This is a genomic window from Streptomyces shenzhenensis (assembly GCF_003688995.1).
Lineage (GTDB): Bacteria > Actinomycetota > Actinomycetes > Streptomycetales > Streptomycetaceae > Streptomyces > Streptomyces shenzhenensis_A.
In genome coordinates, this window is sequence record NZ_PENI01000011.1 from 139003 (window position 1) to 158306 (window position 19304).

General features: G+C 71.6%; 16 protein-coding genes. 12 read left to right on the forward strand and 4 right to left on the reverse strand.

The annotated features are described in order from the left end of the window. The first annotated feature begins 166 nt into the window (after window positions 1–166). The 8 genes from CTZ28_RS19210 (at window position 167) to mutM (ending at window position 8295) form a co-directional block, all read left to right on the forward strand. The gene (locus CTZ28_RS19210; protein ID WP_121890810.1) at window positions 167–3220 is read left to right on the forward strand and encodes a helicase-related protein; all 3054 of its coding nucleotides are present in this window, start codon (window positions 167–169) and stop codon (window positions 3218–3220) included. A 61-nt stretch (window positions 3221–3281) separates the two neighbouring features. Further along, window positions 3282–3869 (forward strand): 16S rRNA (guanine(966)-N(2))-methyltransferase RsmD, encoded by a 588-nt coding sequence (gene rsmD, locus CTZ28_RS19215; RefSeq protein WP_121890812.1) that lies wholly within the window; start codon window positions 3282–3284, stop codon window positions 3867–3869. Window positions 3870–3895: 26 nt separating this feature from the next. After that, window positions 3896–4375 (forward strand): pantetheine-phosphate adenylyltransferase, encoded by a 480-nt coding sequence (coaD, locus tag CTZ28_RS19220; protein ID WP_220795361.1) that lies wholly within the window; start codon window positions 3896–3898, stop codon window positions 4373–4375. Window positions 4376–4432: 57 nt separating this feature from the next. Beyond that, entirely contained in the window at window positions 4433–5530 is a 1098-nt protein-coding gene (locus CTZ28_RS19225; protein ID WP_121890816.1) for a cell division initiation protein, read from the forward strand. Between the two features lie 133 nt (window positions 5531–5663). Next, window positions 5664–6317 carry a YceD family protein gene (locus tag CTZ28_RS19230; RefSeq protein WP_121890818.1) on the forward strand — a complete coding sequence of 218 codons (654 nt, stop codon included), beginning with the start codon at window positions 5664–5666 and terminating at the stop codon, window positions 6315–6317. Window positions 6318–6319: 2 nt separating this feature from the next. Next, window positions 6320–6493, forward strand: coding sequence for a 50S ribosomal protein L32 (gene rpmF / locus CTZ28_RS19235; protein WP_007493396.1), 174 nt, complete (start codon window positions 6320–6322; stop codon window positions 6491–6493). A 7-nt stretch (window positions 6494–6500) separates the two neighbouring features. After that, window positions 6501–7352: a ribonuclease III gene (rnc, locus tag CTZ28_RS19240; protein WP_183154467.1), complete on the forward strand. Its 852-nt coding sequence runs from the start codon at window positions 6501–6503 to the stop codon at window positions 7350–7352. A gap of 82 nt (window positions 7353–7434) precedes the next feature. Beyond that, window positions 7435–8295: a bifunctional DNA-formamidopyrimidine glycosylase/DNA-(apurinic or apyrimidinic site) lyase gene (gene mutM, locus CTZ28_RS19245; protein WP_121890822.1), complete on the forward strand. Its 861-nt coding sequence runs from the start codon at window positions 7435–7437 to the stop codon at window positions 8293–8295. Here mutM and CTZ28_RS19250 read toward each other — a convergent pair. Together CTZ28_RS19250 and CTZ28_RS19255 are read right to left on the reverse strand one after the other, a co-directional pair. Then, window positions 8285–8686: a winged helix-turn-helix transcriptional regulator gene (locus CTZ28_RS19250; protein WP_183154468.1), complete on the reverse strand. Its 402-nt coding sequence runs from the start codon at window positions 8684–8686 to the stop codon at window positions 8285–8287. The genes mutM and CTZ28_RS19250 overlap by 11 nt on opposite strands. 73 nt (window positions 8687–8759) lie before the next feature. Then, window positions 8760–9809: a CAP domain-containing protein gene (locus CTZ28_RS19255; protein ID WP_121890825.1), complete on the reverse strand. Its 1050-nt coding sequence runs from the start codon at window positions 9807–9809 to the stop codon at window positions 8760–8762. Between the two features lie 169 nt (window positions 9810–9978). Here CTZ28_RS19255 and CTZ28_RS19260 point away from each other — a divergent pair, with 169 nt between their 5' ends. From CTZ28_RS19260 to CTZ28_RS19285, 4 genes are all read left to right on the forward strand, one after another. Continuing rightward, window positions 9979–10260 carry an acylphosphatase gene (locus tag CTZ28_RS19260; RefSeq protein WP_121890827.1) on the forward strand — a complete coding sequence of 94 codons (282 nt, stop codon included), beginning with the start codon at window positions 9979–9981 and terminating at the stop codon, window positions 10258–10260. Window positions 10261–10643: 383 nt separating this feature from the next. Next, window positions 10644–10847 (forward strand): hypothetical protein, encoded by a 204-nt coding sequence (locus CTZ28_RS19270; RefSeq protein ID WP_055623302.1) that lies wholly within the window; start codon window positions 10644–10646, stop codon window positions 10845–10847. A gap of 259 nt (window positions 10848–11106) precedes the next feature. Continuing rightward, window positions 11107–14661: a chromosome segregation protein SMC gene (gene smc, locus CTZ28_RS19280; RefSeq protein ID WP_121890831.1), complete on the forward strand. Its 3555-nt coding sequence runs from the start codon at window positions 11107–11109 to the stop codon at window positions 14659–14661. Window positions 14662–14879: 218 nt separating this feature from the next. Beyond that, window positions 14880–16298 carry a sugar porter family MFS transporter gene (locus CTZ28_RS19285; RefSeq protein WP_121890833.1) on the forward strand — a complete coding sequence of 473 codons (1419 nt, stop codon included), beginning with the start codon at window positions 14880–14882 and terminating at the stop codon, window positions 16296–16298. Window positions 16299–16674: 376 nt separating this feature from the next. Here CTZ28_RS19285 and CTZ28_RS19290 read toward each other — a convergent pair whose 3' ends face one another. Together CTZ28_RS19290 and CTZ28_RS19295 are read right to left on the reverse strand one after the other, a co-directional pair. Continuing rightward, window positions 16675–17646: an LLM class flavin-dependent oxidoreductase gene (locus tag CTZ28_RS19290; protein WP_121890835.1), complete on the reverse strand. Its 972-nt coding sequence runs from the start codon at window positions 17644–17646 to the stop codon at window positions 16675–16677. A gap of 62 nt (window positions 17647–17708) precedes the next feature. Next, complete coding sequence (locus tag CTZ28_RS19295) at window positions 17709–19199, reverse strand: purine-cytosine permease family protein (RefSeq protein WP_121890837.1); 1491 nt, start codon at window positions 19197–19199, stop codon at window positions 17709–17711. Between the last annotated feature and the right edge of the window lie 105 nt (window positions 19200–19304).

The window sequence follows — 19304 nt, forward strand, 5'->3', positions numbered from 1 at the left end:
CGTCGCAGCGCCGGCGGGGGGACTTCGCGACGGCGCGGGGTCGGGCGGTCCCGGTGGGGCGGTGACCGCGGGCATGGGCCGGAGCGCGTCATCCTAGAGCCCGAACAGCCCGCCTGACCAGGGGTTTCCCGGGACGTATACGGCATTGTCGGTGTCGTGGTGTGCAATGGATCTCGTGCCCGCACTGGAAGAACCACTGAACCAGCCGCTGAAGTCAGTGCTCGGCCCCGCCACCGCGAAGGTGATGGCCGAGCACCTCGGCCTGCACTCCGTCGGCGACCTCCTGCACCACTACCCCCGCAGATACGAGGAGCGTGGGCAGCTCACCCACCTCGCCGACCTCCCCATGGACGAGCACGTCACGGTGGTCGCCCAGGTCGCCGACGCCCGGCTGCACTCGTTCGCCTCCGCCAAGGCCGCGCGCGGCAAGGGCCAGCGGCTTGAGGTGACGATCACGGACGGCAGCGGCCGGCTCCAACTGGTCTTCTTCGGCAACGGCGTCCACAAGCCCCACAAGGAACTCCTGCCGGGCACCCGCGCGATGTTCGCGGGCAAGGTCTCCGTCTTCAACCGCCGGCTCCAGCTCGCCCATCCGGCGTACGAGCTGCTGCGCGGCGCCGACGACGAAGCGGCGGAGACGGCGGAGAGCTGGGCCGGTGCCCTGATCCCGATCTACCCGGCCACCGCCAAGCTGGAGTCCTGGAAGATCGGCAAGGCGATGCAGACGGTGCTGCCCGGCGCGGCCGATGCCGTGGACCCGCTGCCCGAGTCCCTGCGCGCGGGCCGCGGACTGGTCTCCCTGCCCGAGGCCCTGCACAAGATCCACCGCCCGCACACCAAGGCGGACATCGCCGACGCCCGCGCCCGCCTCAAGTGGGACGAGGCGTTCGTCCTCCAGGTGGCGCTCGCCCGCCGCCGGCACGCCGACGCCCAGCTTCCCGCCGTCCCGCGCAGACCCGCCCCCGACGGCCTGCTGGCCGCCTTCGACGACCGGCTGCCGTTCACGCTCACCGAGGGCCAGCGCAAGGTCTCCAAGGAGATCTTCGACGGCCTGGCCACCGAACACCCGATGCACCGGCTGCTCCAGGGCGAGGTGGGTTCGGGCAAGGCACAGCCCCTCGACTCCCTCGTGCTCACGCCTGCCGGTTTCCGCCGGATGGGGGACGTGCGGACCGGGGACGAAGTCGTCGTGCCGGACGGGGAGATCGCACTGATCGACGGGGTCTTCCCGCAGGGAGAGCGCGATGTCTGGCGGCTGCTCCTCTCCGACGGAAGCTCCGTCGAGTGCGACGACGAGCACCTCTGGATCGTCGCCACGAGCGGTGCGTGGCAACGAGGTCAGGCCCCCGAGGTCATGACGACTCGGGCGATCCGACAGGACATCGTCGAGGCCGACGGATCGCCGAAGTGGTACCTCCCGGCCGCCACCCCGGTCGACCTCGGGGACGACTCCGGGCCGCCTCATGATCCGTACCTGTTCGGCCTCCGCCTGGGAGACGGCTCGCGCCGGCACCACCTGGACACACGCGTTCCCGATGTCTTCAAGAACACCTCGATCAAGAACCGTCTCGCCGTGCTCCAGGGGCTCATGGACACCGGCGGCACCGTGCACACGGACGGTTCCGGCGCCTCGTTCCGCTCGGCCTCGCCGCGTCTCGCGGAGGATGTCGCCTGGCTGGTGCGCTCCCTGGGCGGGCGGGCGCGGATCGTGCCGGAGCGGGCGGCGCTCGACGTCTCCGTGTCCCTGCCCGACCTGTACGCGCCGTTCAGGCTGACACGCAAGGCCGCACAGGTGGGTCCCCGCCCGGAGGACCCCGCCTTCCGACGCGGGATTCGCGCGGTGGAGTACGTGGGGCGAAAGCCCGTCCAGTGCATCAGCGTCGCCCACCCGAGCCGTGCCTACGTCACCGACAACTTCACAGTGACCCACAACACCATGGTCGCGCTGCGCGCCATGCTCGCCGTCGTCGACGCGGGCGGTCAGGCCGCCATGCTCGCGCCGACCGAGGTGCTGGCCCAGCAGCACCACCGCTCGATCGTGGAGATGATGGGCGAGCTGGCCGAGGGAGGCATGCTGGGCGGCGCCGAGCAGGCCACCAAGGTGGTGCTGCTCACCGGCTCCATGGGGGCCGCGGCCCGCCGGCAGGCGCTGCTCGACCTGGTCACCGGGGAGGCCGGGATCGTGATCGGCACGCATGCGCTGATCGAGGACAAGGTGCAGTTCCACGACCTGGGGCTGGTCGTCGTCGACGAGCAGCACCGCTTCGGCGTGGAGCAGCGCGACGCCCTGCGCGGCAAGGGGAAGCAGCCCCCGCATCTGCTGGTCATGACCGCGACGCCGATCCCGCGGACCGTCGCCATGACCGTCTTCGGCGACCTGGAGACCTCCGTCCTCGACCAACTGCCCGCCGGGCGTTCGCCGATCGCGAGCCATGTCGTGCCGGCCGCCGACAAACCCCATTTCCTCGCGCGCGCGTGGGAGCGGGTGCGCGAGGAGGCGGCGGGCGGCCACCAGGCGTACGTGGTCTGCCCGCGCATCGGCGACGAGGAGGACGACCCGAAGAAGGGCGGCGCCAGGAAGTCGCCGGAGGACGAGGCGGAGAAGCGGCCCCCGCTGGCCGTCCTCGACGTGGCCGCCCAGCTCTCCGCCGGCCCCCTGCGCGGCCTCAAGGTCGAGGTGCTGCACGGCCGGATGCAGCCCGACGACAAGGACGCGGTCATGCGCCGCTTCACGGCTGGCGAGACCGACGTCCTGGTGGCCACGACGGTCATCGAGGTCGGCGTCAACGTCCCGAACGCCACCGCGATGGTGATCATGGACGCGGACCGCTTCGGCGTCTCCCAACTGCACCAGCTGCGCGGCCGCGTCGGCCGTGGCTCGGCCCCCGGGCTGTGCCTGCTGGTCACCGAGATGCCCGAGGCGAGCGCGGCCCGCCAGCGGCTGAACGCCGTCGCCGCCACCCTCGACGGCTTCGAGCTGTCCCGTATCGACCTGGAGCAGCGCCGGGAGGGGGACGTGCTCGGCCAGGCCCAGTCCGGCGCCCGCTCCAGCCTGCGGGTCCTCGCCGTCATCGAGGACGAGGAGATCATCGCCGAGGCCCGCGAGGAGGCGGCCGCGGTGGTGGCCGCCGACCCCGAACTGGAGCGGCTGCCCGGACTGCGCACCGCACTGGACGCGCTGCTGGACGAGGAGCGGGAGCAGTATCTGGAGAAGGGCTGAGACACTGGGATCGCCACCACCCGAGCGCACCCCGTGCCCAGCACCCCGACAAGGACCCGAGATGACCCGCGTGATCGCCGGCCGGGCCGGCGGACGCCGTCTGGCCGTTCCGCCGGGCAACGGAACCCGCCCCACCTCCGACCGGGCGCGCGAGGGGCTCTTCTCCACCTGGCAGTCCCTGCTGGGCGGCCCCCTGGACGGCGAACGCGTCCTCGACCTCTACGCGGGTTCGGGCGCCGTCGGCCTGGAGGCGCTGTCCCGCGGCGCCGGCCACACGCTGCTCGTCGAGGCCGACGCCCGGGCCGCCCGCACGGTCCGCGAGAACGTGCGCACCCTGGGCCTGCCGGGAGCCGAGGTCAGGGCGGGCCGGGCGGAGCAGATCGTGCGCGCGCCGGCCCCGGCCGAGCCGTACGACATCGTCTTCCTCGATCCCCCGTACGCCGTCTCCGACGACGATCTTCGGGAGATTCTGCTCACACTACGCACGGAGGGCTGGCTCACGAAGGAAGCCCTCGTCACCGTGGAGCGCAGCACCAGAGGCGGGGAATTCCACTGGCCGGACGGCTTCGAAGCGCTCCGGGCCCGTCGCTACGGCGAGGGAACGTTTTGGTACGGTCGCGCCGCCTCTATGTGCAAAGACGCACGATGACCGGACCGGAGAGCGAGGGATCACAAGTGCGCCGCGCCGTCTGTCCCGGGTCGTTCGACCCCATCACCAACGGACATCTCGACATCATCTCCCGCGCCTCTCGTCTGTACGACGAGGTCTATGTCGCGGTCATGATCAACAAGTCCAAGAGGGGCCTGTTCGAGATCGACGAGCGGATCGACCTGATCCGCCAGGTCACCGCCGAGTACGGGAACGTACGGGTCGAGTCCTTCCACGGCCTGCTGGTCGACTTCTGCAAGGAGCGCGACATCCCCGCCATCGTCAAGGGCCTGCGCGCCGTCAGCGACTTCGACTACGAGCTGCAGATGGCGCAGATGAACAACGGCCTCTCGGGCGTCGAGACTCTCTTCGTCCCCACCAACCCCACCTACAGCTTCCTCTCCTCATCCCTGGTCAAGGAGGTGGCGACCTGGGGCGGGGACGTCTCGCACCTGGTGCCGCCGGTGGTCCTGGAGGCCCTCAACAAGCGTCTCCGCAAGGACTGATGGGGCTACAGTCGTCCCGTCCGTCTCCAACACAGCTGTAGAGAGTGGCGAGCACAGGTGGACGTGCAGAACAAGCTCGACGAGATCGTGGCCGCGGTCTCCAGCGCCCGGGCCATGCCCATGTCGGCGTCGTGCGTGGTCAACCGCGCCGACCTGCTCGCGATGCTCGAAGAGGTGCGCCAGGCCCTGCCCGGCTCCCTCGCCCAGGCCCAGGAGCTGATCGGCGGCCGTGAGCAGATGGTCGAGCAGGCCCGCCAGCAGGCCGAGCAGATCATCCAGAGCGCGCACGCCGAGCGCGGCTCGCTGGTCTCCGACACCGAGGTCGCCCGCCGCTCCCAGTCCGAGGCGGATCGGATCCTCGGCGAGGCCCGCCAGGAGGCGGAGGAGGTCCGGGCCGAGGCCGACGACTACGTGGACTCCAAGCTCGCCAACTTCGAGGTCGTGCTCACCAAGACCCTCGGCTCCGTCGGCCGTGGCCGCGAGAAGCTGCTGGGCACGGGCCCCGGCCTGGACGCGGACGGCTACGCGGACGAGGACGCCCCCGAGCGCAGCCAGGATCCGGAGACCCTGCGGCGCACCGCCGACGAGTACGTGGACGCCAAGCTGGGCGCCTTCGAGGCGGTCCTGGCCAAGACCCTGGAGGCCGTCGGCCGCGGCCGGCAGAAGCTGCACGGCCGGATCGCCTCCGACGACCTCGGCGCCCTCGCCGACGACACCACGACCTACCAGCACTCCAGCGACGCAGACTACCTCGCCGACCTCGCGGCCCTGGCCGAGGCCCCGGCCCAGCGGTCGGCCCAGCAGCAGCCCGCACCGCAGCAGCCCGCCGCCGGATACGAGCCGCAGCCCGCCTACGGCTACCAGCAGCAGCCCGACCCGTACGCCGGCTTCCCGCAGCAGCAGAGCTACGCCCAGCAGGACCCGTACGGCTACCAGCAGAGCGACCCGTACGCCGCCGGCTACGCCCCGGCCGCGGACCCCGCCTTCCAGGGCCAGGGCTACGACGTCCAGCAGGCCGGCTACGACCAGGCCCAGGGCGCCGAGGCCCGGCAGCCGGCCCAGCCGGGCTACGCCCTCGACGAGACCAGCCTCTTCGACACCAGCATGATCAGCGCCGAGCAGCTGCGGGCGTACGAACAGGGCCGGGGCCTGTAGCGGAGCAGCGGATTGGGCCGTGAGCGAAAGGTCCAGTATCCTGGCTCTTCGGTCGCGCCCACAGCCGCGATCAGCGCTGCCCCGGAACACCGCCGGGTGGCGTCCCTCTGAGTTCAGAAGACCGAAAGCAGGAATGGCCGCCAACGCCCGCCTCGACCACCGCAACCCGTTCGTGTTCGACACACACGAGCTGGGGCGGCGTCCCGGCGCGCTCCAGCGGCTGACCCGCACGGTCGACGCCCCCAAGGACTTCGGTCTGCAGGGGGTCGTCGAGGTGCCGGAAGGCGCCCCGGTGGAGCTCGAACTCCGACTTGAGTCGGTCATGGAAGGGGTGCTCGTCACAGGCACCGCCCGTGCCACCGCCCAGGGGGAGTGCGTAAGGTGTCTGGAGCCGGTCGAGCTGCCGCTCGAAGCGGACTTCCAGGAGATGTTCTCGTACCCTGACGCCGACGACCGGGGCCGCGTGATCGCGGAACCGGGCGACGACGCCGAGGACGACGAGGACAGGCTCTTCATCGAGGACGGACTCTTCGACCTCGAACCCGTGCTGCGCGATGCGGTGGTGCTCGCACTGCCGATGCAGCCGGTGTGCCGGGACGACTGTCCGGGCCTGTGCTCCGAGTGCGGAGCGCGGCTCGCGGACGACCCGGACCACCACCACGCCGCCGTCGACATCCGGTGGGCGGCTTTGCAGGGACTCGCCGACACCATGACGGACGGCGAGAAGGACGAGATGGGCGGCGACGTGCCTCGATCAGCACGCGCCGACGAGAAGCAGGAGAAGTAGCCGTGGCTGTTCCGAAGCGGAAGATGTCGCGCAGCAACACGCGCCACCGCCGGTCGCAGTGGAAGGCTGCGGTCCCCACCCTGGTTGCGTGCGAGCGCTGCCACGAGCCCAAGCTGCAGCACATCGCGTGCCCGTCATGCGGCACCTACAACAAGCGCCAGGTCCTCGAGGTCTGAGCGGCTGGTGAGAGGCACTGTGTCCACGCCGAAGAAGAACTCTTCCCGCGCGAGCGGAAGCGGACCAGCGGACAACACGGCCTCGTCCCACACGCTTCTGGAAGGGCGGCTCGGTTACAAGCTCGAGTCCGCCCTTCTGGTGCGAGCGCTGACCCACCGTTCCTACGCGTACGAGAACGGCGGTCTGCCGACGAACGAGCGGCTGGAGTTCCTCGGGGACTCCGTCCTCGGCCTCGTCGTCACGGACACGCTGTACCGCATCCACCCCGACCTGCCCGAGGGCCAGCTGGCCAAGCTGCGGGCCGCGGTGGTGAACTCGCGCGCGCTCGCGGAGGTGGGCCGGGGTCTCGAACTGGGCTCCTTCATCCGGCTCGGCCGCGGTGAAGAGGGCACGGGCGGCCGGGACAAGGCATCCATCCTCGCCGACACCCTCGAAGCGGTGATCGGCGCGGTCTATCTCGATCAGGGCCTCGACGCGGCGTCCGAGCTGGTGCACCGGCTCTTCGACCCGCTGATCGAGAAGTCCTCGAACCTCGGAGCCGGCCTGGACTGGAAGACCAGCCTCCAGGAGCTCACCGCGATGGAGGGACTCGGCGTGCCCGAGTACCTGGTCACGGAGACCGGACCCGACCACGAGAAGACCTTCACTGCTGCCGCCCGCGTCGGAGGCGTCTCGTACGGCACCGGCACCGGCCGCAGCAAGAAGGAGGCGGAACAGCAGGCCGCCGAGTCCGCCTGGCGGTCCATCCGGGCCGCGGCGGACGAGCGCGCCAAGACGGGGCAGGGCGCCGAGGAGGCCGTCGGCGCGGCCGAAGAGGCCACCGGCGACGACCCCGACGCGACGGCCGCATCCGCCTGACCATCACGCACATCCGAACCGCCCGCCCCCTCCGACGGGGGGCGGGCGCTCGGCTTCCCACACGGTCCGTCACGGGGGTCCCATGCCCGAGTTGCCCGAGGTCGAGGTCGTACGCCGGGGCCTGGAGCGGTGGGTCGCGCACCGCACCGTCGCCGAGGCCGAGGTGCTGCACCCGCGTGCCGTACGGCGGCACATGGCCGGCGCCGACGACTTCACGCACCGCCTCAAGGGCCACCGCGTCGGCGTTCCCGGCCGCCGGGGCAAGTACCTGTGGCTGCCGCTGGAGGACACGGACCAGTCGGTCCTCGCCCACCTCGGGATGAGCGGTCAGCTGCTGGTCCAGCCGCACGAGGCGCCGGACGAGAAGCACCTCAGAATCCGCGTGCGGTTCGCCGACGACCTGGGCACGGAGCTGCGCTTCGTCGACCAGCGCACCTTCGGCGGGCTGTCCTTGCACCCCAACACGCCCGACGGGCTGCCCGACGCCATCGCGCACATCGCCCGTGACCCGCTCGATCCGCTCTTCGACGACGAGGCCTTCCACCAGGCGCTGCGCCGGAAGCGGACCACCATCAAACGGGCCCTGCTGGACCAGTCGTTGATCAGTGGCGTCGGCAACATCTACGCGGACGAGGCCCTGTGGCGGGCACGGATCCACTACGAGCGTCCCACCGCGCACTTCACCCGGCCGGGCACGGCCGGGCTGCTGGGCCATGTGCGGGACGTGCTGACCGCGGCCCTCGCCGTCGGCGGCACCAGCTTCGACAGCCTGTACGTCAATGTGAACGGCGAATCGGGTTACTTCGACCGGTCCCTGGACGCGTACGGGCGCGAGGGGCTGCCGTGCCGGCGCTGCGGCACGCCCGTGCGCCGCCGCTCGTGGATGAACAGGTCCAGTTACTTCTGCCCGAAGTGCCAGCGCCCGCCGCGCGTCACGCGGTAGCGGTGCGGGTGTCGTAGACCGTGCGGGCGGTCAGGACGTCGTCCATGGCGCCCTCCACGCAGTGGATGAGGGCCAGCAGGCGCTCGGCGACCGCGTGACCCAGGGGCGTCAGCTCGTAGTCCACGCGGGGCGGGTTCGTCGGCTGGGCCTCGCGGTGCACCAGGCCGTCGCGCTCCAGGGCGTGCAGTGTCTGGGACAGCATCTTCTCGCTCACGCCGTCGACACGGCGGCGCAGTTCGTTGAAGCGGTACGAGCCCTCGTGCAGGGCACCCAGGGTGAGCGCGCCCCAGCGGCCCGTGACGTGCTCCAGCGTGCCGCGCGACGGGCAGGCCCTGGCGAACACGTCGTAGGGGAGGTGCTGCTCCTCCGGGCGTTCCTGGGTCGCGGTCATGACACAAGCGTACGCGAGCACAGCGCTAACCGATAGGTTGCACTAACCATGAGTTAGCGCACCGAGGGTCGGGTCAGTAACCGAAGTCCTGCGTCCACCAGGGGCCGCCGGACGCGAAGTGCACGCCGACGCCCAAGGTCTTGAAGTCGCAGTTCAGGATGTTGGCCCGGTGTCCCGGGCTGTCCATCCAGGCCGCCATCACGGCGGCCGCGTCGGCCTGGCCCCGGGCTATGTTCTCGCCGCCGAGGCCGGTGATGCCCGCCTCGGTCGCCCGGTCCCAGGGGGACGCCCCGTCCGGGTCGGTGTGGTCGAAGAAGTCGCGCGCGGCCATGTCCTCGCTGAAGGCCTCGGCCAGCCGGGTCAGCGCGCCGTTCGCCGTCAGGGCGCTGCACCCCTCCTTCGCCCGTTCCTCGTTGACCAGCCGCAGCACCGCCGCCTCGGCGGCGGCCTGCGCGGAGACCGTGGTCGGCGCGGACGTCCGCTCAGTCGGCTCCGGGGCGGCCGGCGCCGACGGCGTCTCGGCCGGTGGCTTCGTGGGCGTGGCGGTGGCCGCCGGCTTCGTCGGCGCCGTCCGGGACGGCGCGGGCGCCGACGAGGCCGGGGCGGACGGTGCCGCAGAGGTCGACCGGGGGGCGCCGGGGAGACCGGCCGAGCCGCTGTCGCGCCCGGGCTCGCCGCCGCCGGTGGCACCGGTGGTGCCGCCCTGCTCGGTGGCCGTGTTGCTCGGCACCCCGTCGGCCTGCACGCTGTCGCTGTCGCCGGTGCCGCCGGTCCGGTAGTTGCCCAGGCCGGGCACCACGCCCGTGGCCACCGCGACCGTGCCGAGGGCGACGGCGGCGGAGACGCCGAGCAGACTCGAGCGCACGGGCGTCGAGGCCTTCTTCTTCCGCCGGTGCCCCGGCTCACGCGGCGCGTCGTCGTCCACGGGGGCGAACTCCCCCACGAAGAAGCCGCCGCCGTCCGGCCCGGGCCGCTCCTCCGTCGCGTACAGGTACGCCGTGCTCCTCGCGTCGGCCTCGGCGTACGTCCCCGGGTTCAGATAGGGCGCGGTGCCCATCGGAGTGATGCCCGCGGCGCGACCCGTGGCGGCGCGGCCGGCGGCGGCGCGTCGGTGGCGTCCCATGTCCTGGCCTTCCTCGGTCTCGCGGTCGACCCCCCCATGCGATTCCGTGGGTCAACCCAACTCACTCGATCGAGTGAGTTTCATATGAGATTCATTTGGGTCGGGACGGTACCGCATGACGCCTGGGGAGGAAGTGCCCCAAGGGACATTGGCCGGTTAGGTTGCAGCCATGAGCGAGGAAGTGCGACTGGTCGCCTGGGTGCGCGGACATGTCCAAGGAGTGGGTTTTCGCTGGTTCACGCGCGCCAAGGCGCTGGAGATCGGTGGCCTGAGTGGCTTTGCTCTCAATCTCGGGGACGGGCGTGTCCAGGTGGTCGCCGAGGGCCCCCGGGAAGGCTGCGAAGGGCTCCTCGACTGGTTGCAGGGCGACGACACGCCCGGGCGGGTGGACGGCGTCACCGAGATATGGGACACACCTCGCGGGGGTTATGAGGGATTCGCCGTACGCTGACCCCCGGCCGGCGAGGCACCGCGGGCCGAAGCGGAGGGACCTGCCACCGGCACCTGCCCACGGCAGAAATGACCTGGTGGTTGCCAAGAACCGCAGGGCGTGGCAGGCTCCCGGGCAAGCGATGATCGTCACGCCCCGAGGCCCCGCAGGAGCCGCAGCGCAGCCCGTCCTCCGGCCGCGCGCCCCCGGGATGCCCGCCAATACGGGGCGTGATCGTGTTGACCGTCAAACTTTTTGGTGAGACGCTGAAAGCCCCGCGCACCTTAGCTGTTTGGCATGGAGCAACAGCAGAGCAACACTCGACAGTGTCAAGCACCGCGGGTGCGAATCCCTCACGACCCACACCGATTCGGTCGGTCACTCAGTGTGGAGGACCATCCATCATGGCAAAGGCGCTTCTCGGTTACGTCGGCGGCTCCGACCCTCGACTCCTCGCCGAGATGCGACGGCTCCAGCAGCGCGTCCAGGATCTGGAATCCGAGCTCGTACGGATCCAGGCCGAGAACGAGGCGCTGACGGCTGCCGCTTCTCACGACAGGATCATGGAGAGCATCGACGCACACCAGGCGGAGCCTGCGCTCACCTGATCACTGCATCGCTCCACGACAGCACGCGCAGTGGTTGGGCTGCCCGTATCAACCGCTAAGTTGTCAGAGTTGCAAGGGACGCCTCGGCGTCCCTTCTTTCTTGCGCTTTCTTGCCCGGCTCTCCTATGGGGTCTTTCTTTCCGCCGCGCATCCTTTCACCTTCTTTAACGTCTGGTGTGCCCTGCATGTTCATGCGTGAAACCGCGAGCTTGCGTGGGTTCATGGAGTGAGATAGCGGCGGCGGGTAAAGTCCACCGGCGTGCACCTCAAGGCCCTGACCCTGCGCGGGTTCAAGTCGTTCGCCTCGGCGACCACGCTCCGGTTCGAGCCGGGAATCACGTGCGTCGTCGGACCGAACGGCTCGGGCAAGTCCAATGTCGTCGACGCGCTCAGTTGGGTCATGGGCGAGCAGGGCGCCAAGTCGCTGCGCGGCGGCAAGATGGAGGACGTCATCTTCGCCGGCACCACCGGCCGTCCGCCGCTCGGCCGCGCCGAGGTGTCCCTGACCATCGACAACTCCGACGGCGCGCTGCCCATCGAGTACGCCGAGGTCACCATCACGCGGATCATGTTCCGCAACGGCGGCAGCGAGTACCAGATCAACGGCGACACCTGCCGCCTCCTCGACATCCAGGAACTGCTGTCCGACTCCGGCATCGGCCGCGAGATGCACGTCATCGTCGGCCAGGGCCAGCTCGACTCCGTCCTGCACGCCGACCCCATGGGCCGCCGCGCCTTCATCGAGGAGGCCGCAGGCGTCCTCAAGCACCGCAAGCGCAAGGAGAAGGCGCTCAGGAAGCTGGACGCGATGCAGGCCAACCTCGCGCGCGTGCAGGACCTCACCGACGAGCTGCGCCGCCAGCTGAAGCCGCTCGGCCGGCAGGCGGCGGTCGCGCGCCGCGCGGCCGTGATCCAGGCGGACCTGCGGGACGCGCGGCTGCGCCTGCTCGCCGACGACCTCGTACGGCTCCGCGAGGCGCTCAAGGCCGAGATCGCCGACGAGGCGGCGCTGAAGGAGCGCAAGGAGGCCGCCGAGCAGGAGCTGAGGAAGGCGCTCCAGCGCGAGGCGCTCCTCGAGGACGAGGTGCGCCGGCTCACCCCCCGGCTGCAGCGCGCCCAGCAGACCTGGTACGAGCTGTCCCAGCTGGCCGAGCGGGTGCGCGGCACGATCTCGCTGGCCGACGCCCGGGTCAAGAGCGCCACCTCCGCGCCGCCCGAGGAACGGCGCGGCCGGGACCCGGAGGACATGGAGCGGGAGGCCGCCCGGATCCGCGAGCAGGAGGCCGAGCTGGCGGCGGCCCTGGAGGCGGCTCAGCGTGCCCTCGACGACACCGTGAGCCACCGCGCCGAGCTGGAACGCGAACTCGCCGCCGAGGAACGCCGCCTGAAGGACGTGGCGCGCGCCATCGCCGACCGCCGGGAGGGCCTGGCCCGGCTGAACGGTCAGGTCAACGCGGCCCGTTCGCGCGCCGCCGCGGCCCAGTCCGAGATCGACCGGCTGGCCGTGGCACGGGACGAGGCCCAGGACCGCGCCGTGCGGGCGCAGGAGGAGTACGAGGCGCTCAAGGCCGAGGTCGACGGCCTCGACGCCGGCGACGCCGAACTCGGCGAGCGGCACGACGCGGCGAAGACGGCGCTGGCCGAGGCGGAGTCCGAGCTGACGGCCGCACGGGAGGCGGCCACCGCGGCGGAGCGCAGGCGCGCCGCGACCCAGGCCCGGCACGAGGCGCTGGCGCTGGGCCTGCGCCGCAAGGACGGCACCGGCGCGCTCCTGGGGGCCAAGGACCGGCTCACCGGCGTGCTGGGCCCGGCGGCGGAACTGCTCACCGTGGCGCCGGGCCACGAGGCCGCGCTGGCGGCGGCCTTCGGCGCGGCGGCGGACGCGATCGCCGTGACCACGCCCGCCTCGGCCGCGGACGCCATCCGGCTGCTGCGCAAGCAGGACGCGGGCCGCGCGGCGCTGCTGCTGGGCGGCGCCCCGGACGATGTAGCGCAGCAGCCGCGCCCGGACGGGCCGCCGTACGCGGCCGACCTCGTCCAGGGCCCCGCCGCGCTGCTGCCCGCCGTGCGGCGGCTGCTGCGCGGCGTCGTCGTGGTCGGCACGCTCGACGACGCCGAGGAACTGGTCGCCGCGCATCCCGGGCTGACCGCGGTCACCGCCGAGGGCGACCTGCTCGGCGCCCATGTGGCGCACGGCGGTTCGGCCGGGGCGCCCAGCCTGCTCGAAGTGCAGGCGTCCGTCGACGAGGCCGCCGCCGAGCTCGACGAGCTGGCCGTGCGGTGCGCGGAGCTGACCGAGGCACAGGACGCGGCGGGGGAGCGGCGCCGGGAGTGCGCCGCGCTCGTGGAGGAGCTGGGGGAGCGGCGCCGGGCCGCCGACCGGGAGAAGTCGGCCGTCGCCCAGCAGCTCGGGCGGCTCGCCGGGCAGGCACGGGGCGCGGCCGGCGAGGCCGAGCGGTCCACCGCGGCGGCGGCCCGGGCGCAGGAGGCGCTGGACCGGGCCGTGCAGGACGCCGAGGAACTCGCCGAACGGCTCGCCGTCGCCGAGGAGATGCCGATCGAGGAGGAGCCGGACACCTCCGCGCGGGACCGGCTCGCCGCCGACGGCGCCAACGCGCGGCAGACCGAGATGGAGGCACGGCTCCAGGTCCGTACCCACGAGGAAAGGGTCAAGGGGCTCGCCGGGCGCGCCGACGGCCTCGACCGGGGCGCCCGCGCGGAACGCGAGGCACGCGCGCGTGCCGAACAGCGGCGCGCCCGGCTGCGTTACGAGGCGTCCGTGGCGGAGGCCGTGGCCTTCGGGACGCGCCAGCTGCTCGCGCACGTCGAGGTGTCGCTGGGCCGGGCCGACGCGGAGCGCACCGCCGCCGAGGCGGCCAAGGCGCGCCGGGAGCAGGAGCTGACCGCCGCCCGGAACGCCGGCCGCGACCTCAAGGCCGAACTCGACAAGCTGACCGACTCGGTGCACCGGGGCGAGGTGCTCGGCGCGGAGAAGCGGCTGCGGATGGAGCAGCTGGAGACCAAGGCGCTGGAGGAGCTGGGCGTGGAGCCGGCCGGACTCGTCGGCGAGTACGGCCCGCACCAGCCGGTGCCGCCCTCCCCGCCCGCCGAGGGTGAGGTGCTGCCCGAGGACCCGGAGCACCCGCGCAACCGGCCGCGGCCGTTCGTACGCGCCGAGCAGGAGAAGCGGCTGAAGGCCGCCGAGCGCGCCTATCAGCAGCTCGGCAAGGTGAACCCGCTCGCCCTGGAGGAGTTTGCCGCGCTGGAGGAACGCCACAAGTTCCTCAGCGAGCAGCTGGAGGACCTGAAGAAGACCCGCGCCGACCTGCTTCAAGTGGTGAAGGAGGTCGACGAGCGCGTCGAGCAGGTCTTCGCGGAGGCCTACCGGGACACGGCCCGGGAGTTCGAGGGCGTCTTCAGCCGGCTCTTCCCGGGCGGTGACGGGCGGCTGGTGCTGACCGACCCCGACAACATGCTCACCACGGGCGTGGACGTGGAGGCCCGGCCGCCGGGCAAGAAGGTCAAGCGGCTCTCCCTGCTGTCCGGCGGTGAGCGCTCGCTCACCGCCGTCGCGCTGCTCGTGTCCATCTTCAAGGCCCGGCCCAGCCCCTTCTACGTCATGGACGAGGTCGAGGCCGCTCTGGACGACACCAACCTCCAGCGGCTGATCCGCATCATGCAGGAGCTGCAGGAGGCCTCCCAGCTGATCGTGATCACCCACCAGAAGCGCACGATGGAGGTCGCCGACGCGCTCTACGGCGTCTCCATGCAGGGCGACGGTGTGTCGAAGGTCATCTCGCAGCGACTCCGCTGATCTTCACTTCAAGAAGTGAACGCGACTCACAGGGTCGACTCTCTCTCGGCTATCTCCTAGCCCACAGTGATCGACTTTTGACTTCGAAACTTGAAGACATAGTCTCTGCAACGTTGCTTTTGACTTCAGGTGTGAGCGGCGTGATGGTGTGCGCCACTGGTACCTGCAAGAGATCACGCCTACCCCGGCGGCGTTGCCGGTGGCCCGAGGAGTTACATGTGACCAGCACAGCGCAGGCACCCCAGTCAGGAGCCGGGACGGCTCACCCCGACCACCTCGGGCACGTCATATTCATCGCCGCGGCGGCCGCGATGGGCGGCTTCCTCTTCGGCTACGACAGCTCCGTGATCAACGGCGCCGTGGAGGCCATCCGCAGCCGCTACGACATCGGCTCCGCCGCGCTCGCGCAGGTCATCGCCATCGCTCTGATCGGCTGTGCCATCGGCGCCGCGACCGCCGGCCGGATAGCGGACCGCATCGGCCGCATCCGCTGCATGCAGATCGCCGCGGTCCTGTTCACCGTCAGCGCCGTCGGCTCCGCACTGCCCTTCGCGCTGTGGGACCTCGCCTTCTGGCGGATCGTCGGCGGCTTCGCCATCGGCATGGCCTCGGTCATCGGCCCCGCCTACATCGCCGAGGTCGCCCCACCGGCCTACCGCGGCCGCCTCGGTTCCTTCCAGCAGGCCGCGATCGTGGTGGGCATCGCCGTCTCGCAGCTGGTCAACTGGGGGCTGCTGAACGCCGCAGGCGGCGACCAGCGCGGCCGGCTGATGGGCCTGGAGGCCTGGCAGGTCATGCTCGGCGTCATGGTGGTCCCGGCCGCCCTCTACGGCCTGCTGTCCTTCGCCATCCCCGAGTCGCCCCGCTTCCTGCTCTCCGTCGGCCGGCGCGAGCGGGCCCGCGAGATCCTTGCCGAGGTCGAGGGCACGGGAGTCGATCTGGACGCCCGGGTCACCGAGATCGAGCACGCCATGACGAGCGAGCACAAGTCCACCTTCAAGGACCTGCTCGGCGGCTCCTTCTTCTTCAAGCCGATCGTCTGGATCGGCATCGGCCTGTCGGTCTTCCAGCAGTTCGTGGGTATCAACGTCGCGTTCTACTACTCCTCGACGCTGTGGCAGTCGGTCGGCGTCGACCCGACGGACTCGTTCCTGTACTCCTTCACCACGTCGATCATCAACATCGTCGGCACCGTGATCGCGATGATCTTCGTGGACCGCATCGGCCGCAAGCCGCTCGCGCTCATCGGCTCGGTCGGCATGGTCGTCGGTCTCGCGCTGGAGGCCTGGGCGTTCTCCCACCACCTGGTCGACGGCAAGCTGCCGGCCACCCAGGGCTGGGTCGCCCTGATCGCCGCCCATGTGTTCGTGCTCTTCTTCGCGCTCTCCTGGGGCGTGGTCGTCTGGGTCTTCCTCGGCGAGATGTTCCCGAACCGGATCCGCGCCGCCGCCCTGGGCGTGGCCGCCTCCGCGCAGTGGATCGCCAACTGGGCCATCACCGCGAGCTTCCCGTCGCTGGCCGACTGGAACCTCTCCGCGACCTACGTGATCTACACGGTCTTCGCCGCGCTCTCCATCCCGTTCGTCCTCAGGTTCGTCAAGGAGACGAAGGGCAAGGCGCTGGAGGAGATGGGCTGAGCGCTCCGCTGGAGGGGGCTGCACTGTGCGGGCTCCGGCGGAGCCACAGGTGATACGGCTCCGCGCCCCTTCGGGATGCTGCCGAACACAGCGGACTCCGCGGGCCGCGGAGTGCGGTCATCGCATGCGGACGGCGGCCCCCTCTCCGCGCCGGGCGTGGCCGGCTCGATGCTCCTTGGCCGGCCCGCAGAAGGGTGTCGGCGCTCCTCGGCGGACCGCGACGCCCGGGACCTTCGGTGATCACCGCGATCCGGCCGTCCGCCGTTGCCGCCCCGGCCCTGCGCCGGGCCGGGTGTGGCGCGCTCGTGGACGGCGTCAGCCCACCGAGGCCGGGAGTACCCGCTCCGCGTACAGACGCGGGCCACCGCTGAGGGCGTCAACTCTCCAGGGCGGGGAGTACCTCTTCCGCGAACAGGCGTAGGCTGCGCCAGCCCTCGGCCAGGGGCATGCCGCCTGCCAGGGGGTGCAGGACCAGGTTGTCCAGGCCCTGGGCCACGCATGCCTCGGGGGTGAGGATCCGGTACACGCCCTCCGCGCGCAGCTCGTCCACCGTCGTGGCCGCCGAGCGCACCGCGGAGCGGATGTCCCCGGACTGCCAGGAGGCGTACGTAAGGGCCTCGTGCAGGAAGTACTGCCCGTACTCGGCCCACGCCCGGTCCGGGTCCTCGGCGATGTGCAGCAGCGGGGTCTCGGCGGCGGGCATCAGGGTCCAGCCCTCCGTGCCGTACTCGACGAGCCGCTCCTTGTAGTACGCCTCCAGCTCCGGCAGGTGCGCGCTGGGAAAGAGCGGCAGGCCGAGCCGGGCCGCCCGGCGTGCCGCGGCCCGGGAGGAGCCGCCGACCAGGAGCAGCGGGTGCGGCTCGGTGCACGGACGCGGGGTGACCCGGACCGTCCGGCCCCGGTAATCGAACTCCTCGCCGGTCCAGGCCTTCAGCAGGGTGTCCAGCAGCTCGTCCTGGAGCCGCCCGCGCCGCTTCCAGTCCACGCCGCAGCGGGCGTACTCCTCGGGCCGGTACCCGATCCCCGCGACGGTGACCAGCCGGCCGCCGCTCAGCAGGTCGAGCACGGCGATGTCCTCCGCCAGCCGCAGCGGGTCGTGCAGCGGGCCGATCACCGCGGACACCGTGACGGCGATCCGGCGCGTGGCCCCGAACACCGCGCCCGCGAACACGAACGGCGAGGGCATCCAGTTGTCGGCGACCCCGTGGTGCTCCTCGGTCTGCACCGTGGTGATGCCGTGCTCGTCGGCGTAGCCGGCCATCTCCAGGGCGGTCCGGTAGCGGGCGGCGAGCTCGGCGGGGCCGGCGCCGGGCTCGACGAGATTGAAACGGACGACCGTTGCGGGCATGGGAGGTCCTCCTGTCACCGGGTCGGTTGGCTGCGGTCGCGGGGACGTTAGCTGACGATGCGTCAGACGGCCAGAGTCGTGGACTCCTCGGCGGCCCCCGATCCGTCCGGCGCGGCCGGCACCACCGGCGGTTTCGGCAGCACCGCGTACACCAGGCCCGCGACGAGGACGGTGGCCACCCAGCCGAGCCCGTACCGGCCGACCGGGTTGTTCGCGGCGAGCGGGCCGGTGAACCAGTCCGAGCTCGTGAACAGCAGGCCCGTGGTGAGGCCGAGCGCCCAGGCGGTGACGGCGGCGGGGGAGAAGCCGCCCCGGTACCAGTAGGCGCTGGTGCGCGTGGTGTCGAGCAGGGCCCGCGCGTCGTACTCCCGGCGGCGCAGCATGTCCGTGCCGAACACCCCGGCCCAGGCCGAGAAGGCCACCGCGAGCAGCGACAGAAAGGCGACGAAGGAGTCGAGGAAGGACGTCGCCACCAGCATCAGGGCGGCGCCGAGGACCAGCGAGATCACCGCGTTGACCGAGACCGCCCAGGGGCGCGGGACCTTGAAACCGAGCGTCTGCGCGGTGAAGCCCGCCGAGTACATCGACATCGCGTTGATCAGCAGCGTGCCGACCAGGGTGATGAGCAGATACGGGACCGCGAGCCACGGCGGCAGGGCCCGGCCGAGGAAGGCGGCGGGATCGGCCGCCACGGCCAGATGCGGGGTGGAGGCGGCCATCACGGCGCCCATCAGGACCATCGGCAGGACGACGACACCGGCACCGGCGACCGTACCCAGCACGATCGCCTGCGACGAGGCCGTACGCGGCAGATAGCGGGTGAAGTCCGAGGAGGTCGGCGCCCAGCTGATGCCGCCCGCGGCGATCAGTCCGATACCCGCGATCATCGCGGATTCCGGCCCGGCCGCGTGCGCGAAGACCCCGCTCCAGTCCGTCCTGGCGATCAGATGGCACAGGACCAGCACGGAGAAGGCGCCGAACAGCCAGGACGCCCATGCCGCGCAGGACCGCACCGCACGGATGCCCAGACCCGAGATCGCGAACGTGGCGAGCACGAAGAACAGCAGCACGGTGACGGCCAGTAAGCCGTTGCGTCGGACGCCGAGGGTGATGTCCAGCACGGTGAGCAGCGCGTAGGCGCCGGTCACCGCGTTGATCGTCTCCCAGCCCCAGCGGGCGACCCAGATCAGCGCACCGGGGAGCAGATTGCCGCGCTGGCCGAACACCGCGCGGGACAGCGCCATGCCGGGCGCGCCGCCGCGCTTGCCCGCGATGCCGAGCACCCCGACGAGGCCGAACGAGACGAGCGGCGCCGCGCTGCCGACCACCAGGATCTGCCAGAAGTTCAGCCCGTACGTCACGGTCAGGCCCGCGCCCAGGGTCAGCAGCAGGACGGTGATGTTGGCGGCGATCCAGGTGGGGACGAGTCCGCGGGCCCGCGCGGTGCGTTCCTCCGGCGGGACCGGTTCGATGCCGCGGGTTTCGAGACCGAGGCCCCGCGCGGATCCCGCGCGGGGTGGCCTGGCGCCCTTGTGGTCGGCGTCGGTGCCCATGGGGAGACATCGTACGTAAGCCGACAAAATTCCTGAAGTGACTTTGCTGCTTGGAGGAACGCACAAGCTGGGTCAGGCCTGTACCCATGGCTGATACTGGTCGGG

Coding starts and splice junctions, on each gene's coding strand:
- CTZ28_RS19290 (WP_121890835.1), bottom strand. CDS start 17,646: ATGCCCGCAACGGTCGTCCGTTTCAATCTCGTCGAGCCCGGCGCCGGC.
- CTZ28_RS19260 (WP_121890827.1), top strand. CDS start 9,979: ATGAGCGAGGAAGTGCGACTGGTCGCCTGGGTGCGCGGACATGTCCAA.
- CTZ28_RS19295 (WP_121890837.1), bottom strand. CDS start 19,199: ATGGGCACCGACGCCGACCACAAGGGCGCCAGGCCACCCCGCGCGGGA.
- CTZ28_RS19230 (WP_121890818.1), top strand. CDS start 5,664: ATGGCCGCCAACGCCCGCCTCGACCACCGCAACCCGTTCGTGTTCGAC.
- CTZ28_RS19210 (WP_121890810.1), top strand. CDS start 167: ATGGATCTCGTGCCCGCACTGGAAGAACCACTGAACCAGCCGCTGAAG.
- CTZ28_RS19255 (WP_121890825.1), bottom strand. CDS start 9,809: ATGGGACGCCACCGACGCGCCGCCGCCGGCCGCGCCGCCACGGGTCGC.
- CTZ28_RS19250 (WP_183154468.1), bottom strand. CDS start 8,686: ATGACCGCGACCCAGGAACGCCCGGAGGAGCAGCACCTCCCCTACGAC.
- rsmD (WP_121890812.1), top strand. CDS start 3,282: ATGACCCGCGTGATCGCCGGCCGGGCCGGCGGACGCCGTCTGGCCGTT.
- mutM (WP_121890822.1), top strand. CDS start 7,435: ATGCCCGAGTTGCCCGAGGTCGAGGTCGTACGCCGGGGCCTGGAGCGG.
- CTZ28_RS19270 (WP_055623302.1), top strand. CDS start 10,644: ATGGCAAAGGCGCTTCTCGGTTACGTCGGCGGCTCCGACCCTCGACTC.